This window comes from Desulfoluna butyratoxydans, from assembly GCF_900699765.1.
Taxonomy (GTDB): domain Bacteria; phylum Desulfobacterota; class Desulfobacteria; order Desulfobacterales; family Desulfolunaceae; genus Desulfoluna; species Desulfoluna butyratoxydans.
The window spans coordinates 90464-108877 of the sequence record NZ_CAADHO010000007.1; the positions used below are offsets into that span (position 1 = coordinate 90464).

An 18414-nucleotide genomic window follows, 5' to 3' on the forward strand; every position below is an offset into this window, starting at 1 on the left:
TCGACAATTGTCTAAAAAACTGGAGCAAAAAAAACAAAAAAAGGCATGCTCGGCTCATCGGTTCGTCAACGGGTGAGCGGAGAGGGAATGGGGGGCGGCGATACGGGGAAAAAAGACCGGGGGAGACGTTGTGGTAAACGTTCTCCCCCGGCTGTTGGGTATGTCGGGCTAAGCGGCGTTCTCCAGGGTCTTGACCATTTTTTCGCCGATTTTCTCGGCGGAGAGGCCAAAGAGTTCATCAATGGGGACCAGCTCCAGGTAAGCGTCGTCCCAGCTGTGGCCCATCTCCTGGACGATGTTGCGGATACGTTCGTGCTTGCCGCCCAGGGCCCTGGATTTGCTGTGCAGGGGAATGCGCCCCTCTTTGAAGGTGACGTTGATGGAGAGGATGAATTCGATAACGTTGGCGTTTGGGGAGAGAACAGGGATGATCAGGGTGTTCTTGTCGTCCTTGTTCCCCTTGCCGATAAAGACATTGCCTTCCCGTACGATGATGCTCTTGGTCCCCTTGAGACGCGGATCGCTCTCCACCCGGGAGGTGGTGTGGGTAAAGATCCCGTCCTTGTCCACCAGGGAGATGGTGGTCTCGGGGGTGGCCTCCCCCAGGAGGTTGAGGCCGTCGATGCGGTAGAGCAGGGAGCCCTTGATGCCGGAGATCACCCCTTGCAGGTTTTTCAGCACCAGAACGTTGGAGCTGGTGATCTGGGGCAGGGTGATGCCTCGCTGAGTCAGGGCATCGAACAGGATCCCCTCGAAGGTCTCGGTGATGCGGCTGGTGCCCACGGTGACGGTCTTGGCCTGGTGCTTGATGGCGTCCACGGGTCTTGCCATGGCGTTGATGGCGTTGGAAAAACAGCCGAAGAGCTTGTCCAGCATGTTGGACGGGGTGCCCTTGCAGTCGAAGTCCAGCTCAAAATCCGCCGAGGGGAGTTTGCCCGCAAGGTATTTAAGCAGCAGGGTGATGTCCGATGCGGTGTTGAACCCCAGGATGGGAGGCAACTTGCCCTTGCGCCGGCTGATGCGGAACTCCTGGTAGACCTTGGTGATTTTTTCCCGGAAGGCCTTCTCCAGAATGATCTCGTACAGGTTCATCCCTTTGGCCTCAAAGGAGGTGATGACCTTCTGGAGCTCCTTGCGGTGCTCAAAGATCACGCGGGAGCCTTCGTTGATGGCAAGGGCCGCGTAGTAGCCCCAGATGTGGCCGGCCAGGGTGTTGATGATGGGGGCCAGGTGCTCGGAGACCTGGGGCACATGGAAAATGCTGGCCGCATAGTCGTTGAAACGCTCCTCCCCCTCGCTTGCGATGACGATGGGAACGGCTTTGTGGGCGTGGAAGATGGCCGTGTCCTTGATGATATCTCCCAGGACGCTCTCCCGGGTGCCGGCGGCACAGACAATGATCAGGGGCTCGGAGGAGAGGTCGATGTGCTTTTTGTCCTCCACGAAGTCGCTGGAGATGGTTTTGTAGCAGAGCTCGCTGAGCTTGATGCGGATCTCGTCGGCAGAGGCCTTGTTGGCACCGCTACCCACCGATGCCCAGTAAGTGCGGCTCACGGCATGGGTGAAGGCCGACGCCTTGATCTCCTCCACCATGTCCAGGACTTTTCGCATTTTTGTGGGCAGGGCCAGCAGCTCGCGGATCTCTTCGGAGATGAAGCGGGCATCGCGTTTTTTTGTCTGGCCGGCCAGGTGAAGTCCGATGAGGGCACCTGCCACGATCTGGCTGTAAAAGGCCTTGGTGGAGGCCACGCTCATTTCGATGTCGCGGCCGCTGCTGGTGTAGACGACGCCGTCCACTTTGAAGGTGAGGTCTGAATCGCGCCGGTTGACGATGGCCAGGGTGGCGGCTCCCTTGGCCTTGACCATGTCCACGGCCAGGTTGGTGTCCGTGGTGGTGCCGGACTGGCTGATGGCGATGACCAGGGCATCGGCCATGGTGTCCCCGTCGCCGTCGCCCATCATGAACCCGGAGAGCTCCGAGGCTTTCAGGGGGCAGACCTGGATGGCGGGGTCTCCCAGGTAATGGGTGAAGAGGTGGGCAATGGCCTGGGCCGCAATGCCTGCCGTGCCCTGGCCCACGAGAAAAACGCGCTTGATGGTCCCGGCCTTGATGCGGGCGATGGTGGCCTCGGGGATGGCGCTGTCGTCGAGCATGGTCTTGCAGAGCTCTTTTTTCCCGTCGATTTTCCAGCGGTTCTGAAGGGTCTTTTCAACGGATGCCGGGGACTCGGAGATCTCCTTGAGGAAGTAGTGGGGAAAGTGCTGGCGGTCGATGTCGCGGCTGGTGATCTCCGTCTCCATGACGGATTCCACAGTGACGGGCACCTCGGTGCCGTCGTAGTGGTAGGAGCGGATGCCGGCCTGGGCGCCTTCCAGGCGAGCCCTGGTGCCGTCCAGGACCACGATCTGGCCGGAGACGGGCTTGCCGTCTTTACCGGTGATGGTCTTTTCGCCGTTGAGTTTGATGTAGCGGGGGGTTTCCTCCACAAAGCCGTACACCTCGGAGACGGCGATGTAGTGATCTTCGGCAATGCCCACAAAAAGGGCCTGGCCGCTTCCCTTCTGGGCGAGAAAGAGCTTGCCCGGGGCCAGGTCCGTCTGCATGGTGATGGCGTGGGACCCATGGAAATCGTTGACGGCCAGGCGAAAAGCCTCCTCAATGTCGTGACCAGCCTTGAGGTAGGTCTCGATCTGCATGGGGATGACCTTGGTGTCTGTGGTAATCTCTTTTTGGAGGGTGTCGAACCGGTCTTCGTACTCCCCCTTGAGGGTGGCGTGGTTGTCGATATCGCCGTTGAGGCTCACGTGGATGATGCCCGAGCGGGGGATGCGCCCGTCGGTGTTCTGGTTGTCCACCGGGTGACAGTTGGCGTCGGTGATGGCACCCACCGAGGCCCAGCGTGTGTGTGAGGAGACCGTAAAATCGCTGCGTTTGAAGGTTGCCGCCACTTTGAGCAGCAGGTCGTTTCGAATCTGCCTTCGGAGAAAGTCGACGTTGTCGCCCAGGCTGCCGATCTCTGCGGCCCGTTTGTAGACAAAGGCAACAGAGGTGCTTTTTCCCCTCTCTTCCACGGCAATGGTGTTGTTGAGGAGGGTGTCTCCCTGGGACCGCTCGTTTAAGGTCTCTTCCAGCCCTTCGGCCTGGAGGAACTCCCTGAGTTTGCCCCATGTCTTCGCCGGGAAGGTGAACATCACGGAGATGCCCGCAGAGTCCCGACCCCGGACCTCAAGGCGGTTGATGGCGTTTAAGGTGGTGTTGATCTTTTTAAAGGGCACGATCCATCCGTTGCCGGACTGGATCAGCTCGGCCCCGGCCAGGTCCCTGACGCTTCGGACGTTGGTGAGGGTCTCCTGAGTAAGGGACCAGGAGATATCCCGGAGCCCTTCCAGGGCGTCGGCCACGGCATCGGTGTCGGCCGGGGAGAGAAAGCCCGCCTGTTCGGTAAAAGCCGCTTCTTCGCGGGTGAGGAGTTCGCGGATTGACGTCGCGGCTCGGGAGAGGGTCTCAAGCTGGTCCTGATTCTGCAGGAGCAGGGAGAACAGGTGGTCCTCCTTGAACCGGCAGGCCTCGTTGTACAGGGCGGTGACCTGATCCCGGCCGCCCAGGTAGTCGGTGGTGAGTTCGTCGCCCGCGTTGATGAGGGCGTCGAGCCCCTTGGCGGACAGGATATCGATGGCTCCCCCAAGGGTGGGAACGGGGCCTTCGGCAGGACCCCTTTCAAAGGAGACAAGGCCTGCAAGGCCGCAGTGAAGGGTGTTGGGGGCATTGGGGAAGAGAACCCAGGCATGTCCGGTGAGCTCCTGGGGGCGCCTGCCGAAACAGATGGGGGCGTTGAGCAGCGAACGCAGGGTGGTCCAGGGTGTAGAAAACGTCCTTTTCATGGTTGAGATTCTCCAATGGTTTTATATCCGGGCGCCGCACAGGACGGGCGCGTGGTTTGTAAAAAAAACGTAACGATTCCCCGTATTGCCACCCTCCGGCGGCCCTGTGGGAGGCCAACCGTTTAAATAGCGTTTGGCAAACAGGTCTTACGCACACCTTTGAAGGCTCCGCCAAAATAATTTCGGCATGTTCTAACCTGCATCAGGAATGTGTTTTGCGGAGCTTTTTATCAAAAAAAACGAGTGCATCACGGGGTCTGGATGGGGTCCGTGGCGGTTGCTGTTCTTATGGTTTTAAGGAACGCGCTATCTTTTGAGTTATACCACAGCTTGCGGGCCAAGGTCCCCAAAAAAACCGGCCCCGTTTCTGCTGGCCCCAGGGCGGCTCAGCTGTCGCCGGGGGATGGCGTCTGCCGGGCTTCGGCGATGCGGGACCTGTCGGGTTCGGGGGGATGGCTGAAGTAGCAGGTGATGGCCTTTCGCGCATAGGCGCTGGCCCGGGTCCCGATGTATGCCTGGTGGCCCACCACCACGGCGATGGCCATGGATCGGCCGGTTTTCTTCTCTTTGGCAAACCCCACGAACCAGTCCACGCGCACGTCGCGGGCCTTGTTGGAGATGGAGCCTGTTTTCCCGCCAAGGGTGAGGTTTTTCAACACCGGGTCCCTGCGGTATCCGGCAAAGCTTTTGCGGGCCGTGCCCGATCGGATGGTGCGCTGCATGAGCTCGTTGAGGGTGGTGGAGACCTGCTGGGGCACGGCGCGACCCAGGGTCGGCGGGCGGGGCACGGAAAACTCTTCGCCTTCGGCTGTTGTCACCGAGTCCACGAGGTACGGAGCGGGGATCTTCCCGCCGGTGACGGCCGTGGCGCCGATAAGGGCGCCGTGGAGGGGAGAGATCCGGGTCACCCGGTTGAACCCGCAGGCAACCTCCGCCCACTGGTAGGGCTCCTCCCCGATGGCAAGGATGCTTTTTTCCACGGGCAGGTCAAAGGCGATCTCCTGGTTGAAGAGGAATCGGTCGGCGTAGCCCGACAGGTTCTCTTTCTTGAGCTTGAGGGCGCCCAGCTTGCCGAAGACCGGGTTCACGGACTGGGCAAAGGAGTCCCGAAACGAGATGGTGTTGGTGTACTTGTTTTTCTTCTCGTTGAGCTGTCGCTTGTAGAGGGTGTACTTTCCCCCGTTGAAGGAGAGGGTGCTTCGTGGGGTGAGGCCCAGCTTTTCTGCGGCGGCTGAGGCTGTGATAATCTTGAAGATACTGGCTGCGGGGTAAGCGGCTTCAAGGCTGGGGTTTGTGATGCCCTTGTCCTTGCTGAAGCCCGCCATGGAGAGAATGCGTCCGGTGGCCGGGTCCATGGCCACCGCCGCCACGTATCGCGGCGTGCCGCGTTTTCGGGCAATGTTGCGTTTGAATTCACTGATAAGAAGGGCCTGGAGTTCCAGATCCAGGGTGGTGGTGACCGTGAGCTCCTGCTCCCCCTGGGTGACCTGGAGCACCTTGTGATCCAGGTGGGCCAGGGGTTTGGGGGCGAGAAGGCCTTTCAGGCTGTCCTGGCTGAGGCGATTGGGGGTCTCTTCCGGGGCTGGGGGCGCTGCCGTGAAGGTCTCTTTGACCCGGGGCGCCACGACGATCGCCAGGGCCACGACAAGGGCCACCAGGGCGCCGCCTGCAAGGCCGCGCAAGGCTCCTTTTTTCAAGGTTCGGGATCGTTCTTTGATCTTTTGGCGTTGCTTCAGGCTCTGCTGGTAAGCTCGCCAGTCCTGTTTTTGCTGTCGCATAGGTCTCGTCGGAGGTGTCGTGATGTTGTCAGGCGCCCCAAAACCAAGCATACAAGGGCAGCAGGTGTTGAGCCGGCTTCGCAAGCCGGGATGCGTCAGCCCGAAGGGCCTTCGGGCTGACGCCGTATCCATGTCTCCATACCTTTTTTCGTAAAGGCGGCGAAACGATTACTTAACGGGTGTTCCCGGCTTCAAACCCTCCACGTCAAAGGTGGCAAGGGAGAGGTTCTTGCGCTTGGTGGCGGCCAGGAGCATGCCCTGGGACTCCACGCCCATGAGGGTGGCAGGGGCCAGGTTGGCCACAACCACCACCTGGGTTCCCTTGAGCTCTTCCGGGGTGTAGCTTTTGGCGATGCCCGCCACCACGGTACGGGGCGTGCCTTCCCCCAGGTCCACGGTGACCTTGAGGAGCTTGTTGGCCTTGGGAATGGGCTCGGCATCAAGGACCGTTCCCACGCGCAGGTCCAGGTTCTGGAAGTCGTCAAAGCTGATCTCCGGCTTCAGGGGCGTTGCCAGGGCCTTTTTGGCCGGGGCGGGCTTGTCCTTAGCCTGGGCCTTTTCAAAGGCCTTCAGGTCGATGCGGGGAAAGAGCGCCTTGGCCTTGGTGATGGCACCGCCAGGGGCGAGGGCGCCCCAGCTCTCAAAGGAGGAGAGGAGCATGGGGGTGTCCCCTGTGCCCAGGTGTTCCAGCATGGCCTTTGCCGTGCCCGGCATGACCGGGGAGATGAGCCCGGCCACCACCCGGAGGCCTTCCAGGAGGTTGTACATGACCGTCTTCAGGCGCGGGGCCTGGGCCTCGTCCTTGGCCAGGTCCCAGGGGGCGGTTTCGTCCACGTATTTGTTCATGCGGCCCACAAAGGTCCAGATCCCTTTCAGGGCCCGGTCAAAGGCGAAAAGGGGCATTTCGGTGCGGAAGGCCTCACGGGCCGCGGCCGCGTCATCGGCCAGGGAGAGCTCGCCCATGAGGGCGGCATCGGGTTCGGGAACCACCCCGCCGAAGTACTTGAAGCTCATGGCCACCACACGGGAGAAGAGGTTCCCCAGGTCGTTGGCCAGGTCGTAGTTGATGCGCTTGACAATGGCCTCTTCCGAGAAGTTGGAGTCGTGACCGAAGGCCATGTCCCGCATGAGGAAGAACCGGTAGGCGTCCACGCCGTAGGTCTCCAGCAGGTAGTCGGGGCTGGCCACGTTGCCGAGGCTCTTGGACATTTTGGCGTCGCCCATGTTCCAGAACCCGTGGACGTTGAGGGTGTTGAAGGGGGAGAGGCCCGCAGCCTTCAGCATGGTGGGCCAGTAAATGGCGTGGGTCTTGAGGATGTCCTTGGCCACGATGTGCTGCACCTTGGGCCAGAAGGTGGCGAACTTGTCGTCTTCGGGGTAGCCCAGGGCCGAGACGTAGTTGAGCAGGGCGTCGAACCAGACGTAGGTGACGTAGTTTTCGTCAAAGGGCAGGGTGATGCCCCAGGTGAGGCGCGACTTGGGCCGGGAGATGCAGAGATCCTCTAAGGGCTCCTTTAAAAAGGAGAGCACCTCGTTGCGGTACTGCTTGGGCCGGATAAAGTCGGGGTTGGCCTCGATGTGGTCGATGAGCCACTGCTGGTACTTGCCCATGCGGAAGAAGTAGTTGGACTCCTTGATGCGCTTGGGCTCTTTTTTGTGGTCCGGGCACTTGCCGTCCACCAGCTCACGTTCCAGGTAAAAACGCTCGCATCCTACGCAGTAGAGGCCCTCGTATTCCGAGTAGTAGATATCCCCGTTGTCGTAGATCTTCTGGAGGATGTCGGCCACCACCTTTTTGTGGCTTTCGTCGGTGGTGCGGATAAAGTGGTCGTTTTCAACGGAAAGCTTGGGCCACAGGTCCCTGAAGAGGGCGCTGATCTGGTCTGCGTACTCCTTGGGGCTGCACGAGTTGGCCTCGGCCGCCTCGGCGATTTTGTCCCCGTGTTCGTCGGTGCCGGTGAGGAAAAAAGTTTCGGCGCCGAGCATCTTGTGGAAGCGGCTCACCACGTCGGCTGCGATGGTGGTGTAGGCATGACCCAGGTGGGGCTTGGCGTTAACGTAGTAGATGGGCGTTGTAATATAAAAAGGATCGGTCTGGTTCATGGATCTCATCTCTGTTGGTTCTGTTCTGGGTCGTGCCCGCAGGCTCCGGCTGCGCAAAGGGGCCTGAACGCATCGGGCGGCAGCCGTGACGGCACCGCCGGGTGCATGAAGGGCGCCTTGCCGGGTAAGGCTTCCTATCCTCTGGGTTTGTCCGGTTTGACGTTGTCCAGGTCGGCTTCGTACTCGCCCCCCTCATCGAGCCTGACGGTGAGGCGATTGCAGATGACGTTGTGACGGATCACCTTGCCGCGGCCCTTGTCCGTGGTGACGAATTTGCCCACCTTGGGGTAACGCTCCTTGAGCTTCTTGTAGGTGGCGTCTTCAAAGGTCAGGCAGCACATGAGCCGTCCGCAGAGGCCGGAAATCTTGGTGGGGTTGAGGGAGAGTCCCTGCTCCTTCGCCATTTTGATGGAGACGGGCTCGAACTTTTCAATAAAGGACGAACAGCAGATCTCCCGGCCGCATCGCCCGAGCCCGCCGCACATTTTGGCCTGGTTGCGGATGCCCACCTGGCGCATTTCAATGCGCAGGCGGAACTGACGGACAAGGATCTTGACCAGCTCCCGGAAGTCCACACGGCCGTCGGCCGTGAAGAAAAAGGTGAGCTTGCTGGCGTCGAAGGTGCTCTCCACGGCAAAGAGGTTCATCTCCAGGCCGAGTTTTTCCACCTGCTGCTGGCAGAAGTCGTGGGCCTCGGTTTCGAGAAGGATGTTCTTCTCCCGCTGCCTGACGTCTTCTTCCGTGGCCAGGCGAAACACCTTTTTCAAAGGGCTGCCGGTCTCTTTTTTTTCCAGGGGTTCCGGCGGGGTGGCCACCACCCCTAAGCCGAGCCCCTGCTCGGTGGTGACGATCACCTTGTCGCCCACGTTGAGGACATAGGGACCGCTGTTGAAATCGTATATTTTTCCGGCCGGTTTGAACCGAATGCCGACTACTTTTTCCATAGGTCTGTGCCACACTGCTTGGGTGAAAAAAGGCTGCTTGCCGCATGGGCATGCGGAAAAGCACGTATGCCCCTTCGTGCACGGCGTAAGTATGGCTGCGGTGCAGCCTGCCGAGGCAAAGGGGCACGACAATTGGGGGAAGCCGAAAGCGATCAGCTCTGCATCAGCTTCAACGCCATCACCTCCAGGGTGTGCCGCAACACGGTATTGCCGTCGATGCGCTGAAGGGTATCCCGAACCGTGTCGGCCATGGCGGTGAGCCGCGGCATCTCGAATCGGGCCGCATCGGCTTCCAGCTGCGGCATGAGGTCGCGGTTTACCACACGCCCGGGGTCTAGTTTACAGACCATGAGGTCGTGGAGGTAATGCCCGACCAGTGAGAGGGACCGGATGGCCTTCTCTTTGTCTCTTCCCAGCACCTCTGCAAAGGCCAGTGCATGGGAGAGGTCTCCCCGTCCCGGCAGGGGCAGGGCCGTAAAGAGCCAGTTGCGCTGTGCAAGCCAGGCCTCCACGCCGCCTTTTCCCGAGACCATTTCAAGGGCCCGGGCATAGCTGCCGTCACTTAAGGCGGCCACTGCTTCAGCCTGCTGCCGGGGCAGATCCGTTTCCGCCGTCAGGCATCGTATCACGGTCTCCTGTTCAAGGGGCCGAAACGCGACGAGCTGGCACCGGGACAGGACCGTGGGCAAAAGCTCCGAAGGCTGGCAGGTGGTCAGGATGAAAAAGGTCCCGGCCGGAGGCTCTTCCAGCACCTTTAAAAGGGCGTTGGCTGCCTCGCGGTTCATGTGGCCCGCCTCCCGGATCACGATGACCCGATGGGTTGCCTCCAGCGGTTTTGCAAGCAGAGTATTGCATAGATCACGGATCTGCGCAATCTTGATATGGGTGCCGTCCGGCTCGATAACCCGGATGTCCGGATGGCTTCCGGCCTCGATTTTACGGCAGCTTCGGCAGGTTCCGCAGCGAAGGGAGAAGAAGGGGTGACACTGGGGCTCCGACGGTGCGTCGGGGCTTTGGCAGTTGAGGATCTGGGCCAGGGTAAGGGCTGCTTCGGCCTTGCCGGTTCCGGCGGGGCCGGAGAAGAGCAGGGCGTGGGGAAGGGTGTCGTGACGTGTCATGGACAGGAGGGCGGAAAGTGGCTGCTCCTGTTCTGGGAAGTGTTCTAACATAGATGGTGCCACCTGTGAGTATGATGACGCAGGGTCTCCGGGTGAAAACCGCCTTTTTTCTCAAAAAAAACGGCACGTGACTCGGGACGGCTGTGAGGCGATTGCCTTTGCCGGCCGTCCCGGCAGTGCCTTGGCTGTCCCGACGGGAGTCGGGGACACCGCCGAGCCGTTGTCGGCGGGCGGTGCCATACCCGGAAAAAGGGGCGCTAGTAGTCCACGCGCTCCTTGAGCTCCTTGCCGCACTTGAAGAAGGGCAGCTTTTTGGGGCTGATGAGCACTTTGTCGCCGGTCTTCGGGTTGCGACCGGTGTAGCTCTTGTACTCTTTGACGTAAAAAGAGCAGAGGCCGCGAATCTCTACGCGGTCTCCGCGGGTCAGGGCGTCGGTCATTGAATCAAAAAAGATCTGTACAACCTCCGCAGCTTCCGCTTTGGAGATATTGGCTTCGTTTTTCAGTGTGGAGATCAGCTCCAGTTTATTCATACATCCTCCTTAGAATACTAAGACTTATCTTTCAATCTGGACGCCTCGCGGGCGTTGCATCGCTCTTAAATAAACGTAAATCCATAGCAAGTCAAGGGGTTATGGAGAAGTTTTGAGCGGATTGCGGAAAAAAGTGAAATCCCCTGATTTTTCGACGGCCCCGACCCTCGGGGACGTAAGGGGCGGGGCGTTTTAAACCATGGTTTTACGGGACGCGTTCGATGTCCGTGTCGGAGACATGGACCGCTGCAGACTGCCCCAGAATATCGATGTTGACGATGACCCGGCCCTGGCCGAGGTTCTTGGCAAAGATGCCGGTGATCCCTTCAAAGGGGCCCCGGGTCACAATGACCGCCTCTCCTTCTAGGAAGGTGGCGGCGGTGAAGATTTCTTCCCCTGCGGAGACCATGATCTGAAGGGAGGAGAGGGACTCCTCAGGGATGGCCACCGGTCCCCGGGTGCTTCCCAGGACGCGGACCACGCCGATGGTCTTCAGGATGGAAAGGTGGTTCTCAGGGGTGAGCCCCGCCTTGACAAAGACATAGCCGGGAAAGATCGGGACATCGAGGACCACACGGCGGTCCTTTCGCCGGCTCGGCTTTTTCATTTTAGGGAGAAAGGTCTCAAAGGACTTTTTGGTCAGGTTCTCGAATACCACATTTTCAAATCGACTCCGCGTGTGAAGGGCGTACCACATCTCATCCGTCGGGGTGATAATCGTCATGTGAAGATCCTCAAAAAGGTGTCATGGGTGGCGCGCCGCTCCCCGAATAAGGCGGGTACGGCGCGCAGTTCTGTTGTCTTGATCAGTTGGCGTCGTAGCTGCTGTCAAAGCCGCCGAGGCCGGTCAGCTCCACGCCGAAGACGATTTTCGTGTCGTCGGTGGAGTCTTCATACCGGGTAAACAGGGACCAGCATGAGGAGGTGTAGGTGACGCCTACGGATTTCTTGATGTCTTCGTTTTCCTCGATGTCCCGCTCGTAGTCGCAGTCCAGGGTGATGCGGTCAAAGAGGTCCGTTTTGAATCGGGCCACAAGGCTGTTGGTGGACTCATAGCTGGTGGACGGGGTGATGTTCAGGCTTTCGTGGATGCTCTCCAGGGGGTCCCGCTTTTTACGGTGGCTGATGCTGAAAAGCCTGGTCTCTTCGGTTCCCATGATCAGGGAGGTGTTCTGGGTGAGCATTTCGGATTCGTACCAGCTCCAGGTGCCGTCGAACTTGAAGGAGAGATTCATGGCCGGGTTGAAGATCAGTTCGGCGTAAAAGGGTCTGAAGGGTTCCTGGGTGAGGCCGTTGCGCCATTTGGTGGGGTCGGACTCCTGCTCTTCCTGAATGTCGTAGGTCTGGGAGATGGTTCCGGTGAGGAGGTCCCGGTAGACGGGAAGGCCCTCGCCGTTTTTCTTGGAGGTCAGGATGGAGTCCAGCTTCAGGGTGATCTGGTTTTTGCCGTCTATTTCGTCGATGGAGTCAAATCGCGGGTACTCGGACTCCTCCAGGCGATCCTGCCAGTCGTAGGTCAGGGTCGGCTTGATGCGGTGGCGAGCCTTGTCCGCCCAGTCGGCATCCGTGTTGAAAATACGGTAAAACTCCGTTGAGATGTCCGTGGAGAACTCGGGGACGGCGGCGGAATGGGTCCCGGAAAGGGCGTCGGCTGAATCCTGTGTGTCGATGTCCCACCAGAGGCCTTTCACCCCTGCGCTGGGATCCACGGAAAAGGCACCCACCTTAAAGGGCATGTAGATCTTGGGCAGGACGTAGGTGCGCTCGCCGTCGTAAAGGGCGTCGGTGAGGTCTTCCCGGTAGAAGCTGGTGGCCCCGCCCGTGACGGATACCTGGAAAGGCGTTGTGCCCAGGGCGGTCCGTGACTGGGTCATGGTGAGGGTTGGCAGCTGCTGGAGAGTGGAGTCCTCGGTATCCTGGGATCGGGCCACGACGTCGTCGTTCCAGATGCCCGAAAGGCTTGCAGTGAAGGCGTTGGTGGTTTTGGTGACCGAGAGCTTGTTGGTCCTCACCGTGTCGGTGTAGTCATCAAGGGTACGTCCCATGAACTCTTCCATCTCGTCCTGGGTGGCGTCGAAGCCCCCGGGCCCGTCCTTGAACTCCCGCAGGTAATCCTGATCGCTGACCCAGTCGATGTCGAGTTTTGCCTTGAAGCCCCCGCCGAGTTCCTGGTCGGCCTTGCCGCGGAACCAGTAGCGGTCCGTGTTGGTGCGGTCCGGGGAGCCGTCGTACCCGTAATCGGAGTTGGCGCTGGTGCCGTCGTCGATTTTCTGGTCGTCGAGGCCTTCAACGGAGAAAATGCCCCTGGACAGGGCGCTTGCCATGTACCGGAACTCAACGCCTTCGCGGAGGCCGCGTTCGGTCATGTAGTTGGTGTAGACCGTGGCGTCCATGCTGTCGCCCATGGTGACGAACAGGGGCTGGATGATGTCCAGGCCTTTGCGTGAGGAGTAGCCCACAAGGGGTGCCAGCAGGCCTGTCTGCCGTTTGATTTTAACGGGGAACAGGAGGTACGGGGTGTAGATTACGGGGAGGCCGGCTGTCTTGAGCATCACGTGGTGGGCCGTGCCGTAGCCTTCGATGGTGATGTCCAGCTTGCGACCGGTGATGGACCAGTCCGGGTCTTCTCCGTCGCAGGTGGTGATGGAGACCTTTTCGGCGGTGTATCGGTTTTCACCCCGCTTTTCAAGGGTGGCGCCGCGGATCCACAGGTTGCGGCTCTTGATGAACACCGTGCCGTTGGTGATGGTGCCTTCCTGGCTCTCCATGGCGTAGGTGACAGTGTCCGCGGTGACCTGCTCTTCGTCGGAACTCAGGCGCACATTGCCCTCGGCCTCGGCGGTGCCTTCCTGGATGTGGTAGGTCACGTGGTCGGCGTGGAGGGTGACCGAACCGTCGGTGACCAACACGTTGCCTTCGGCAATGTAGACCCCTTTGGCCGCGTCATGGGCCAGGCTGTCTGCGGTGATGTTTACCGGGGCTTTGCCAGGCGTAGGGGCGGCAGAGGCGGATTGAACCGTAAGGGTGAGGATGCTTAGCAGGAGAAACCATGTGAATCTGTGCGGAAAGACCATGTTGAAGCGTGCCTGTGTCGTCTGTCACCCCAAATGACTATAGGGGCTGGGTTGAGGTCTCCGGCCGGTGACGGCCCAGGGTGCCCCGGCGGACGGGCCCCGGTGGGATCCGACCGACGCCGAGGCGTCGAAGAACAAGTGTGGCTTTGATTTTTCCCCGGCCATCACGTATGATGCCCTCGAAAAAAGTCACGGGCTGACGCGCCCCGCACCGCCTCATGGTGTGAGGGGTAATCTGCCGTGGCGCTGAAGAGTATTGCTGAATTTATCGGGTGCGTATACCGTTGCCCTGTGGGTCGGTCCGGCCCCTGTCCTTTAGAACTGCCGACAGGGCTTTTCCGAGACCACCCGAGTTATAAACCCCGAATACCCTGAAAAGTCAAGTTGAACATGGGGCGGGGACTGTACGGCACATGCCGCATTGCGTGGAAGCGAAGCCACCGGAAATGAGTTGAGGAACGACTATGCTGATTACCCTTGAAGGGATTGAGGGCTCTGGGAAGAGTACTCAGATAAAACGGATAACGGCCCACCTGGAGAAGCAGGGACGGCGGTGTGTCACCACCCGTGAACCCGGGGATACGCCCATCGGTAAGAAAATTCGGGCGATCCTTCTGGATCCGGAGAACAGTGAACTCACCTCCCTTGCCGAGCTTTTTCTCTATGCGGCCGATCGTGCTCAGCACCTTGGAGAGCGGGTTCTTCCCCGTCTTGCGGCCGGTGACGTGGTGGTGAGCGACCGCTTTTTCGATGCCACCACCGCCTACCAGGGATATGCCCGGGGTCTGGACCTTGAGGTGATTGAAAAGATCCACGGCATGGTGCTTAAAGGGCTGCGGCCCGACCTGACCCTGCTTTTAGACCTGCCCCCCGAGGTGGGGCTGGGGCGTGCCATCTCCGCCATTGAGTCGGGGGACCGCACCGTTTCCGAATCCCGGTTTGAGCAGGAGGCCCTTGCCTTTCACGAGAAGGTCCGGGCCGGATACCTGACCCTTGCCCGCCGTGAGCCCGACCGTTTTGTGATTATTGACGCCACCCTCTCTCCCGATGAGGTAACCGAGGCCGTGACACGGGCCATTGATGAACGGCTGGCACGGACCTAACCTCGAGCAGAAAATTGTGAATTACATTTTGTGTTTTTGAAATGCCTGATTTTTTCACGGCAACCACTTCTAATAGTATTGAATAATAGCAGATAGCCCGTTTTCTCATGAAGTATCCGGGCTGAGGGATGAAAAGAGCTGAGACCATGACGACCCATACGATTCTGGATGCCATCGGCAACACCCCCCTTGTGGAGGTGACGCGCTTGAATCCCAACCCCCGCGTGCGTATCCTTGCCAAGCTCGAGTATGTCAACCCCGGTGGCTCCATCAAGGACCGCGCCGCCCTGTCCATGATTGAGTACGGGGAGAAAACCGGGGCCCTGACCCCGGACAAGACGGTCATCGAAGCCACCAGCGGCAACACCGGCATTGGTTTGGCCATGGTCTGCTCGGTGAAGGGGTACCGGTTGAAACTGGCCATGAGCGAGGCGGTGAGCGAGGAGCGCCAGAAGATCCTTCGGGCAAGGGGGGCAGAGATTGTCCTCACCCCGGGCCACCTGGGCACCGACGGGGCCATCGATGAGGTCACCCGGCTGGTGGCCGAGCACCCCGAGGTCTATTACCGCAGCAATCAGTACAGCTCCCCTGCCAACTGGATGGCCCATTATCACGGCACCGGCCCGGAGATCTGGGCCCAGTGTGATGGCCGGGTGGACTGCGTGGTGGCCTCCATGGGTACCACCGGAACCCTCATGGGGCTCTCCCGGCGCATGAAAGAGTACAGGCCGGAGATTCGTATTGTGGGGGTCGAACCCTACCTCGGCCACGGCATCCAGGGTCTCAAGAACATGAAGGAGGCCAATGAGCCTCCCATTTACGAGCGCAGTCGCCTGGACGAGAAAGTCAACGTCGAAGACGACGAGGCCTTTGAGATGACCCGGCGCCTTGCCGCAGAAGAGGGGCTGTTCGTGGGCATGAGCAGCGGGGCAGCCATGGTTGCCGCCGTCAAGGAGGCCGAGGCCATGGAGTCGGGTACCGTGGTGGTGGTCCTGCCGGACGGCGGGGAACGGTACCTGTCCACGCATCTCTTTTCCGTCAAGGACAAGCCCGGGCCCATGCTGTACAACACCCGCACCGGTCGGCGGGAGATGTTCGCCCCCAAAGACCCCGGGGTGGTGACCCTTTATTCCTGCGGTCCCACGGTCCATCAGCGCATGGATCTTTCCCTCATGCGCCGCTTTCTTTTCTCGGACCTTCTCAGTCGCTACCTGGGTTACCGGGGGTTTGCCGTGCGCCACGTGGTCAACATCACCGACCTGGACGATAAGACCATTGCCGGTGCAGCGGAGCAGGGGGTGCCCCTGGCTGAATTTACCCGCCACTGGATCGACATGTTCCACAAGGACCTTGCCGCCCTGACCATCAAGGCGCCCGAGGCCTGCCCCAAGGTGAGCGAACATGTGGACAAGATGGTGGCCGTCACCGAGGAACTCCTCAAAAAAGGGGTGGCCTACGAGAAGCTGCGGTCCGTCTATTTTGACATCTCCCAGGTGGAGACCTACGGACGCATGTCCGGGGTGGACCTGGAGAAGATTCGCCTGGGGGCCACCGTGGACCTGGATGAATATGAAAAGGAGAACCCCCGGGATTTTACCCTCTTTAAGCGCACCCGGGGCCGGGAACGTGAGATGGGCGTGAGCATCGCCACCCGGTGGGGGCGGGTTCGCCCTTCCCTCCACGTGCAGTGCGCCGCCATTTCCATGGCGTTTCTGGGGGGCGGCTTTGATATTCACACCAGCAGCCGGGAGCTCTTGTTTCCCCACCATGAAAACGAAGAGGCCATTGCCCGGGCCCTCACCGGCGGGCCCCTGGCCCGGTTCTGGCTCCACTGCGACCGGGTTCTGGTCCGCGGTCGCAAGATGGCGGGTAACGGCGCACGCATGACCCTGGAGGATATCCGGGACATGGGCTTTGACGGCAGGGTTCTGCGGTACTGGCTCCTTTCCGGTCACTACCGCAAGCCCCTGAACTTTTCCCGGGAGCGCCTGGAGGAGGCGGCCAAGGCCCTGGCCAAGATCGATGCCTGCATTCATGCGCTCATGGCGCGGGAGTCCGGGCGCCCCTTCACCGACCTGGACCAGGTTGTCTACGATATCCGGCGGGGCCTCATCGATGCCATGGACGACGACCTCAACGTGTCGCGCTGCCTGGCGGTTATTTTCCGGGCCATCCGGCGGATCAACGCCCTGTTGGGCGATGGCTGGATCGATGCGGACGGCGCCCGGGAACTCCTCAAGATCTTCCGGGACGTGGATCAGGTCCTCGGGGTTTTTGACTTTTCGGACGAAAAGGGCACCTGCCGCGATGAGGTGGCGTCCCTGGTGGCTGAGCGGGACCGGGCCCGGGAGATGGGGGCGTGGGACCGGGCCGATGCCCTGCGTGACCGTCTGGAGGCCATGGGGGTCACCGTCCGGGACGCCCGGGTCCACGAAGAGGCCTGACTCCGGCCGTACACGGGCAACATGGGCCTTGATTCCGCAGCAAGCGGCGCATACCTTAAAAAAAGATTTAACATCGGAGGGACCAACCAGAATGATGCGCGTACGATACTTTCCCCATACCCATATGAGCGATGCCGTGGCCCAGGCGCTGATGAAACTGTTTGACGAGGTGGTCATCACCAAGGCATCGACCGCAGACCCTGCTCCCGAGGGGGTGACAGCCCTTGGCCCCTCCCCTGAAGAGGAGGCGCGTCTCGGTGCCCTTCTTGCCGACTGGCGGCGGTTCAGCGGGCTCCATGGGGAAGGGGTGGCCACCTATGCTCGCGGCATGGGGCAGCGGGTGGACCCTCTGGACGAGTTGCTCGCCTCGCAGATTAAATGCGAACTCCAGCGTCAGATCAAGGGCGACGCAGCCCGCAACGAGGGGGCCGATGCCGTGACCACGGCCCGGGCCCTCCTCAGCCTGGCCGCAGAGTACGACCTGAGGCGTCGGGACCTGGATGACGACTTGTCCCGCATTGAGGCCAGGCAGCAGGCGCTCCTGGATACCTTGAAAGGGGAGGTGGCGGAGCTGCCCGAAGCGGCGCCCCACGGAGAGGCTGCCGGTGAGGTGAAGATGATGCGGCGCCTCTCTGCCTGGGCGACCCTCTTTACGGCCGAGGGTGAGGCCTGTCCGGACCGGTTTTTTGTCACCACCAGCCGGGAGGCCCTGGCCCTGGTGGCGGAGCACGGGGGCTTGGTCCTGGAGGAGCTCGGGGTACTCCGGGGCGGGGACCTGGGCCGCGGAAACCTTGAATCCCTGCTTGCAGGGGGGCCTTCCGTGGGCTCCCCGGAGACGGGGTCCGATGACGGTGGGGTGCCCGTCACGTTCACGATATGCATCGCTCGTGGTGAACACCCGTATAATCTATTTAACCGGTTTGCTCGCGGAACAAATGTTTCTCTAAAAGGTCAAGATGTTCAAGGTTCTGAAATAAAAGAGGATATGGTCTTTGTTTTGGCGGAAGAGATTGCCCCGGACTAGTGATTGTGCAGGGGGCTTTTTATGGAGGCTACTTTTTTAAAAACCATATTGACAGCCCCTGAAAAATATATAATGAATAGATCTGACTTCGTCAGGACAGATTATTTTCAGGCGTTTTCAGCCTGATTTTAGTTTGGGTGAGAATATAACTGAATATTTTTTAAGGAGGCTTTAAGATGGGTTTCGAACCTAAAGTAGATGCTGAGAAGTGCACCGGTTGCGAAGAGTGTGTAGACGTATGCCCCACCGAGGTATTTGAGATGAAGGACGGCAAGTCCAGCCCTGCAAACGCAGAAGAGTGCCTTGGCTGCGAAAGCTGCATTGAAGTTTGCGAATCCGACGCGATTACTGTTGAAGAAAACTAGTTGACGTTTTTTTCATGAATCCCCGACGCGCTCCGGCGCTGTCGGG

The 18414-nt window shown here is 60.2% G+C and carries 12 protein-coding genes; 4 read left to right on the plus strand and 8 right to left on the minus strand.

All coding sequences use genetic code 11. The features are described from left to right. Positions 1-168 precede the first annotated feature (168 nt). From MSL71_RS18415 to MSL71_RS18450, 8 genes are all read right to left on the minus strand, one after another. Positions 169-3882: an SIS domain-containing protein gene (locus MSL71_RS18415; protein WP_180143210.1), complete on the minus strand. Its 3714-nt coding sequence runs from the start codon at positions 3880-3882 to the stop codon at positions 169-171. A 386-nt stretch (positions 3883-4268) separates the two neighbouring features. After that, positions 4269-5660, minus strand: coding sequence for a penicillin-binding transpeptidase domain-containing protein (locus MSL71_RS18420; protein WP_180143212.1), 1392 nt, complete (start codon positions 5658-5660; stop codon positions 4269-4271). A 168-nt stretch (positions 5661-5828) separates the two neighbouring features. Continuing rightward, entirely contained in the window at positions 5829-7763 is a 1935-nt protein-coding gene (gene metG / locus MSL71_RS18425) for a methionine--tRNA ligase (RefSeq protein ID WP_180143213.1), read from the minus strand. A 134-nt stretch (positions 7764-7897) separates the two neighbouring features. Further along, the gene (locus MSL71_RS18430; RefSeq protein ID WP_180143215.1) at positions 7898-8707 is read right to left on the minus strand and encodes a PSP1 domain-containing protein; all 810 of its coding nucleotides are present in this window, start codon (positions 8705-8707) and stop codon (positions 7898-7900) included. A 152-nt stretch (positions 8708-8859) separates the two neighbouring features. After that, positions 8860-9876 carry a DNA polymerase III subunit delta' gene (gene holB / locus MSL71_RS18435; protein WP_180143217.1) on the minus strand — a complete coding sequence of 339 codons (1017 nt, stop codon included), beginning with the start codon at positions 9874-9876 and terminating at the stop codon, positions 8860-8862. Between the two features lie 206 nt (positions 9877-10082). Continuing rightward, a complete protein-coding gene (locus MSL71_RS18440; protein ID WP_092211940.1) occupies positions 10083-10358 on the minus strand; it encodes an HU family DNA-binding protein in 276 nt (91 codons plus the stop codon). Between the two features lie 205 nt (positions 10359-10563). Continuing rightward, on the minus strand, positions 10564-11082 hold the full coding sequence (gene nusG / locus MSL71_RS18445; RefSeq protein WP_246317822.1) for a transcription termination/antitermination protein NusG: 519 nt from the start codon (positions 11080-11082) through the stop codon (positions 10564-10566). An 82-nt stretch (positions 11083-11164) separates the two neighbouring features. Then, complete coding sequence (locus tag MSL71_RS18450) at positions 11165-13432, minus strand: LPS-assembly protein LptD (protein ID WP_180143219.1); 2268 nt, start codon at positions 13430-13432, stop codon at positions 11165-11167. Between the two features lie 464 nt (positions 13433-13896). Here MSL71_RS18450 and tmk point away from each other — a divergent pair, with 464 nt between their 5' ends. The 4 genes from tmk (at position 13897) to MSL71_RS18470 (ending at position 18368) form a co-directional block, all read left to right on the plus strand. Continuing rightward, positions 13897-14535 (plus strand): dTMP kinase, encoded by a 639-nt coding sequence (gene tmk / locus MSL71_RS18455; RefSeq protein ID WP_180143221.1) that lies wholly within the window; start codon positions 13897-13899, stop codon positions 14533-14535. 146 nt (positions 14536-14681) lie between these two features. Beyond that, a complete protein-coding gene (locus MSL71_RS18460) occupies positions 14682-16979 on the plus strand; it encodes a cysteine synthase (protein ID WP_180143224.1) in 2298 nt (765 codons plus the stop codon). 91 nt (positions 16980-17070) lie between these two features. Then, a complete protein-coding gene (locus MSL71_RS18465) occupies positions 17071-18003 on the plus strand; it encodes a hypothetical protein (RefSeq protein WP_180143226.1) in 933 nt (310 codons plus the stop codon). A gap of 176 nt (positions 18004-18179) precedes the next feature. Next, on the plus strand, positions 18180-18368 hold the full coding sequence (locus MSL71_RS18470) for an ATP-binding protein (protein WP_180143228.1): 189 nt from the start codon (positions 18180-18182) through the stop codon (positions 18366-18368). Positions 18369-18414: the final 46 nt, after the last annotated feature.